This window comes from Bacteroidota bacterium (assembly GCA_039821555.1).
Classification (GTDB): Bacteria; Bacteroidota; Rhodothermia; order Rhodothermales; family Rubricoccaceae; genus JBCBEX01.
Genome location: JBCBNX010000014.1, coordinates 82,711 through 88,800 on the forward strand (window position 1 = coordinate 82,711; position 6,090 = coordinate 88,800).

Sequence of the window (6,090 nt, forward strand, 5' to 3'; positions counted from 1 at the left end):
TCCACTATCCATGATCGATAGCTTCGATCACCTCGTCCTCACCGTACGCGATCTCGACGCGGCGATCGCCTTCTACGCGGAGGCGCTCGGCATGGAGGTCGTCACGTTTGGGGAGGGCCGAAAGGCGTTGCACTTCGGGTCGCAGAAGATCAACCTCCATCGTGCCGGGCACGAGTTCGAGCCGAAAGCCGCCGCGCCGACGCCCGGCTCGGCCGACCTGTGCTTTCTGACGAGCGTGCCGGTCGAGACGGTGGCCGAGCGGCTGGCGCGTCTCAGCATCGCCGTGATCGAGGGGCCGGTGCATCGGACGGGCGCGACGGGGCCGATCCGCTCGGTCTACGTGCGCGACCCCGACGGCAACCTGGTCGAAATCGCCAACCGCGTGGTGGCTTGAGGGCCATGCATCTCCGCTATGTTGTGCAGGGCGAGTACGACTACAGCGCGTCCGCCGAGGTCTTCGTCGATGGCACGGTGGAGGTGTTTCGCGGCAGCTACGTCACACACGGAGCCGCCCGCCGTGTCTTCACCGATGCCGAACGCACGGCGCTCGCCGACGCCGTCGCGGCGGTCGATTGGAAGGCGGCGTTGCCCGAGGCTGGTGGTAGCTTGACGCACCGCCTCGCGCTCAATCCGCCGGGCGGCCCCGCGCTGGCCTGGCGCGATGCGCTCCCGGACGACCGCCCCGCCGTGCAGGCACTCGTCGATCTCCTCCGCTCGCTCTGACTGTTATGCACTACCCTCACGCCTTCTATTGGGACGGCTCCCCCCGCTCCGCTCCCCGTGAAGGGTCCCGAAGCTGTCCCCCTCGCTCGCGAGGGGGACAGTTTGACCGCCGTTCAGGCGTGTCAAATAGGGGGAGCCGGACACGGCTTCTGTTCTCGTTCGCGCTCCTTCCGCTCCTGTGGCTTGGCTGCCAAGCCCCGACAGATCCGCTCGTGGCGACCTGTGCCGACGTGGCGCAGCACTACCACGGCCTGCCCAACGCCGTCTCCGTCCTCGACGGGACCCTGCAGATTGAGGACGGCAGCGTGGTCTTCGGCTACGAAGTCATCAACACGCGCAACCAGCCGCAGGAGGGGACCGCCGCCTGCCGCTTCGCCGACGACGGCACGCTCACCGAGGCGCTCGTCGATGGCGTGGCGCTCCGCGGCGACCGCCTGGACGCGCTGCTCGACTGAGCTGCCATGCTCTACCTTGCCACGCTTGCAGCGGCGGGCTCCGTGCTGTGCTCGCGCCTGCTGATTGCACAGATTTCCCGAGTGCGGCGCGGGCGCGGAGCGGTGGGGGCCGTGATCTTGGTAACGTCCACCGCGCTTTGTTGGTGGACGATGTTGAAGACACCACCCCTCGTTGTTCTCGGTGCCGCACTGAACATGGTCTGGTACACCTACGAAGTGATCATGCTCGTCAGCGAGCGCACGTCCCGCGACAACCCCTAGCTCCCATGCGCGACCTCCTCGTCCTCCTTGGCTTCATCGCCGCCGTTGCGGTGGTAGCCGCGACCGGCTCCCGCTTCGAGCCCGGCGCGTGGTATGCGGCGCTCGACAAGCCCGCGTGGACGCCGCCGAACTGGCTCTTCCCGGTCGCCTGGTCGATTCTCTATCTGCTGATCGCCGTGTCGGGCTGGCTTGTCTGGCGCGAGGTCGGCTTCGGCAGCGCCAGCAAGGCGTTCACGGTCTACGGCCTGCAACTCGTGCTCAACGCGGCGTGGTCGTGGCTCTTCTTCGGACGGCACGACATGGGCCTCGCCTTCCTCGACATCGTCGGGCTGTGGCTCGCCATCGCGCTCACGATGGGGCTGTTCTGGGCGATGAAGCCGCTTGCGGGCGCGCTCCTCGTTCCGTATCTGCTCTGGGTGACCTACGCCGCCGCGCTCAACCTCGCCCTCTGGCGGATGAACCCGGCCGCGTGACGTGCAAGGTGGAATGTTGAAGGTGAAAAGGTCGGCGAGGGCGCACCTTGAACCTTCCACCTTCCACGTCCCCTAAACAAACGCACTCTCGCCGGTGATGGCGCGGCCGACGATGAGGCTGTTGATCTCGCGCGTGCCCTCGTAGGAGTAGATCGCCTCGCAGTCGGCGACGAAGCGGCCGACGTGGTGCTCCAGCAGGATGCCGTTGCCGCCGAGGAGTTCGCGCGCCCAGCCGACCGTCTCGCGGCACTTGACGGTGCAGAACGCCTTCGCGAGCGACGCCTGCTCGTTGCTCATCAGCCCCGCCTCTTGAAGCTCCGTCAGACGCATCGCGAGGCAGCCTGCGGCAGTCACGTTGCCGAGCATCCGCACGAGGAGGTCCTGGACGAGCTGGAAGCCGGCGATGGGGCGGCCAAACTGGTGGCGCTGCTTCGCGTAGTCGAGCGCCAGCTTGTAGGCCCCGGCCGCGCAGCCGACGGCCTGCCAGGCGACGCCCACGCGCGTCATCTTGAGCACGCGCGCGGTGTCGCGGAAGCTGTTCGCGCCTTCGAGCTTCGCGTCCGCCGGGATGCGGCAGTCGTCCATCGTGAGGACGGCGTTCTGGACGACGCGCAGCGCCATCTTGTTTTCCATCTTCTCCGCCGAAAAGCCCGGCGCGTCGCCCCCGACGAGGAAGCCCTTGATCTGGTTGTCGGCCTCGTCGCGCGCCCAGACGATGTTCACGTCGGCGAAGGTGCCGTTGCCGATCCACTTCTTCTGGCCGTTGAGGACCCACGTGTTGCCGTCGCGGCGGGCGGTCGTGCCCATCTCGCGCGAGATCGCACTGCCGACCTCGGGCTCGGTCAGCCCGAACGAGCCGATCTTCTCCAGCCGCTGCATCGCGGGCAGCCAGCGCTCCTTCTGGGCGTCGGAGCCGAGGAGGTAGATCGAGCCCATCGCGAGGCCGCTCTGGACGCCGAAGAAGGTGCCCATCGAGGGGTCGTACTCCGAGATCGTCCGCTCGACCAGCCCGTTCAGAATCTTGGAGCCGCCCAGGCAGCCGTAGCCCTGGTAGGGCAGCCCGAAGATGCCCGTCTCGGCGAACGCCGGGAGCAGGTCGTGTGGGAACGACGCTCGCATCCAGTGGTCGTTGATGACGGGGACGACCTGCGCTTCCATGAACGCCCGTACGCGGTCCACGACGGCGCGCTCCTCGTCGCTGAGGAGCAGTTCGAGGGCGTAGAAGTCGGCGTCGGAGCCGGGGATGGTCGCGGCGTGGCCGGTGCCGTTGAGGGTAGGGGTCGCAGTAGACATGGGGGGAGGTGTACAGTGTTAAGCGGGCGCAGGGCGGTCACACGCGGGAGGCGTGGGCGGGATCCCTCAGAGGTTCCTAGGTCTCGGTCACGGGTGCCGTCTCCACCTCGAACGTGACGCGGCGGCTCGGCAGCGACGCGCCCTCCTCCAGCCGGAACGCATCGCGGGCGGCGACGAGGCGCAGGGCGACCCGGTCGCTCAAGCCTGCTTCCGAGAGGACTGGCGCAAGGGCGTCGCGGACGACGGCGGCGCGGCGGATGCTGAGGCGCTGGTTGCGCGCCGCGCTGCCCGTCCCGTCGGTGTGCCCGATGATCGAGAGCACGATGGGTTGCGCGTCGTCCACGGTGGCCTCAGCGAGCGCTCGCACGTCGGCGACGAGGGCATCGAGGGCAGCGTCCTGCCCGGGGGCCAAGGCGTCGTCGGTGGCGAAGCGGAGCGAGGTGGCCTCGACGGGAAGAGCGGCGGCGGCCGTGCGGGTCTGCACGCCGCCCACGTCGAGCGCGCGCACGTTGGGGACGAAACGGAGCGCCTCGGGAAGGCTGGCGATCCAGGGACGTGCGGCGGTTCCTGCGCCGACGAGCGTGTCGCCTCGCATGGTAAACGCGACGGACGACGGCGCGTCGAGCATGCGAGCAGCACGCGCGGCCACGATGGACGGCGCGTCGGACTGGTAGGGCAGCCAGCGCATCCGCACGGCGTTGGCATCGAGGCTGTCGGCGCGCCCCTCGTCGGCGAAGCCGTGAAGGGCGAGGATGGAGTCGGGGAGCGGCGCGTCCGGATCGCGGAGGCCGACGAGTCGGTAGGCGCCCCACGTGCGCTCCTCGGTGATCACGTCGAGCCCCGCGAGTGCGTCGAGGTCAGCGAGGGTGGTCTGCCACCGCTGCATGCGGTCGAACGTCGTCCACCCCCACCAGCCGAGCAGGAGGGCGAGCAGGGCGAGCAGGACCCACGCCATCGGCGAGACGCTCGCGGCCTGCTTGCGTTGCTCCACGAGCAGGTCATAGAGCACCGGATCGGCGGCCTCGAACGGGTCCACGTTGCCATTGAACGCGGCGAGGTCGCGCGCGTGGCGGCGGTGCAGCGTCTCGATGCCCTCGGCGAGGAGCAGGCGCAGCTCCTGCGGCGGCGTGCCCCGGATCACGGCGGCGAGGACGGCCTCCGGTCCGGGCACGAGCCACACCGTGAGGTCGCCCATCTGGAGCGCGTCGAGGGCCTCGGTGTCGTCCACGTGGAACGAGTCGCGCACGAAGGTCTGCACCGCCGAGAGCATGCCCGACACGAGGTCGGCATTGTCCCCGGCGTCGGCGAGGCCGGGCAGGGCAGCGTGGCGGAGCAGCAGGCTCGTCTCGGTGTGGATCAAGAACACCTGCTCGACGCGGTAGCGGAGCGTGTCCCGCAGCGCCACCTCGCCGATGGACAGCCCGCTGCGCCACGCTTCAAGGCGCCAGCGCAGCCCGCGCCACGTCAGCCCGTACTCGACGGCTTGGTTGACCGACTGCAGCGACGAGGCCAGCGCCTGCTGGATCGCGCGTCGGATCGCCGGGCCGATGATCGGAAAGATGGCGTCGACGAGCGGCTGCGGGTTGCGTGCCACCGAGGCTTGGATGCCCTCCTCGATGGCCGGTGCGAGCGCGTCGCCGAGGGCGGAGTCGCCCCGCTCGGCATCGAGGCGGCTGCGGAGGCGCACGGCGTCGGGCAGCACGTTGGAGAGGAGGTCTGCGTCTACCTTCTCCTCAGCGAACTGGCGCCAGCGGTCGAGGAAGGCCGCCTGGTCCTCGCCGAGCAGCAGCTGCCGAAGCTCGCGTAGCCGCGCACGGTCGGCAGGCAGCGGCGCGCGCGCTCGGGGAGACGCACCCGCGGGCGGCGCGGCAGCCGAGGCCGCCTGCGCAGGCGAGGGTACGTCAGTGGGCGCGACGTCCGAGGGCATAGCGGAGGTGTGCAGAGCGCGGAGGCCTCAATGAGCGCGGGAGCCTCAATAAACGAAACCGGGGCTGCCCTGAGGAGCACCTCCGGCTCCGCATCAGGCGTGCGAAACGCAGGCCAGCCGGGTATGTCCTTTACGAAGTCGGGGCGCGTCTATTCGTCGGTGCCGCTGATGCGGAAGGCCAACTCCGAGAAGAGGGTGGCCAGCGCGGCACGGTCGGTCTTGCGGCTGCTGAGATCCGTGACGTGCTGCTGGAGCGCGCGCTGCGTTTGCTCCGTCTGATCGCGCAGGTCGTCGGCGGCACGGGTGGCCTGCTCCAGCAACTGCTGCCGGAGGTCGCGTTCGGCGGCGGCGGCGGCCTCGCGGTACTCCGCGACGCGCTTCGTGAGTGCGTCGTTCTTGCTGCGCAGCAGCTCGGCGAGGGCCTCGTCGCCTTCGGAGCGAGCGCCGTGCTCCTCGGTGAGGCGTTGGCCGAGGCTCGTGACCTCGTCCTTCACGAACGTCTCCAGGCTGTCGAAGCGGCGCCGCAGTTCGGCCCGCAGCGTGTCCATCTCGCCAGCCAGGCGTTCCTCTAAGCGGAGGAAGCGCGCCTCGTAGGCCTCCATCTGGTTGCCGAACAGGATATCGCGGATACGGTCGATATTCTGGCTGCCTTCGCTGGCCGGGGGCGGTGGGGCGTGCTGAGGCACGGCAGCGTCGCCTGCAGGCGTGCTTGGCGTGGGCGCTACACTGTTCTGGCCGTCACCCATGGCGGGCGGGTTAGTCGAGCTTGACATACGAGGGAAACAGGGGCAAAGTACGATGACGGCAGGGCACTCCTGCGCTAAATCTGCGCAGCCGACCGAGGCTAAGCTGCCCGGCGACAGCATGCCAGTGCTTGAGACATGCCAGTGCTTGAGACATGCCAGTGCTTGAGACATGCCAGTGCTTGAGACATGCCAGTGCTTGAGACATGCCAGTG

General features: G+C 69.1%; 8 protein-coding genes. 5 read left to right on the forward strand and 3 right to left on the reverse strand.

Features of this window, described 5'->3' with window-relative positions; all coding sequences use genetic code 11:
• Window positions 1-10: 10 nt before the first annotated feature.
• From AAFU51_14520 to AAFU51_14540, 5 genes are all read left to right on the forward strand, one after another.
• Entirely contained in the window at window positions 11-394 is a 384-nt protein-coding gene (locus tag AAFU51_14520; GenBank protein MEO1572466.1) for a VOC family protein, read from the forward strand.
• A 5-nt stretch (window positions 395-399) separates the two neighbouring features.
• Entirely contained in the window at window positions 400-723 is a 324-nt protein-coding gene (locus AAFU51_14525) for a hypothetical protein (GenBank protein ID MEO1572467.1), read from the forward strand.
• Window positions 724-935: 212 nt separating this feature from the next.
• On the forward strand, window positions 936-1,178 hold the full coding sequence (locus tag AAFU51_14530; protein ID MEO1572468.1) for a hypothetical protein: 243 nt from the start codon (window positions 936-938) through the stop codon (window positions 1,176-1,178).
• Window positions 1,179-1,184: 6 nt separating this feature from the next.
• Entirely contained in the window at window positions 1,185-1,439 is a 255-nt protein-coding gene (locus AAFU51_14535) for a hypothetical protein (protein MEO1572469.1), read from the forward strand.
• A gap of 5 nt (window positions 1,440-1,444) precedes the next feature.
• Window positions 1,445-1,912: a TspO/MBR family protein gene (locus tag AAFU51_14540; protein ID MEO1572470.1), complete on the forward strand. Its 468-nt coding sequence runs from the start codon at window positions 1,445-1,447 to the stop codon at window positions 1,910-1,912.
• A 72-nt stretch (window positions 1,913-1,984) separates the two neighbouring features.
• Here the strand turns inward: AAFU51_14540 and AAFU51_14545 are convergent, their stop codons facing one another.
• The 3 genes from AAFU51_14545 to AAFU51_14555 all read right to left on the reverse strand — a co-directional run bounded on the left by AAFU51_14545 (window position 1,985) and on the right by AAFU51_14555 (window position 5,905).
• Complete coding sequence (locus AAFU51_14545) at window positions 1,985-3,205, reverse strand: acyl-CoA dehydrogenase family protein (GenBank protein ID MEO1572471.1); 1,221 nt, start codon at window positions 3,203-3,205, stop codon at window positions 1,985-1,987.
• 76 nt (window positions 3,206-3,281) lie between these two features.
• Window positions 3,282-5,132 carry a hypothetical protein gene (locus AAFU51_14550; protein ID MEO1572472.1) on the reverse strand — a complete coding sequence of 617 codons (1,851 nt, stop codon included), beginning with the start codon at window positions 5,130-5,132 and terminating at the stop codon, window positions 3,282-3,284.
• A 149-nt stretch (window positions 5,133-5,281) separates the two neighbouring features.
• Complete coding sequence (locus AAFU51_14555) at window positions 5,282-5,905, reverse strand: hypothetical protein (protein MEO1572473.1); 624 nt, start codon at window positions 5,903-5,905, stop codon at window positions 5,282-5,284.
• Window positions 5,906-6,090 lie beyond the last annotated feature (185 nt).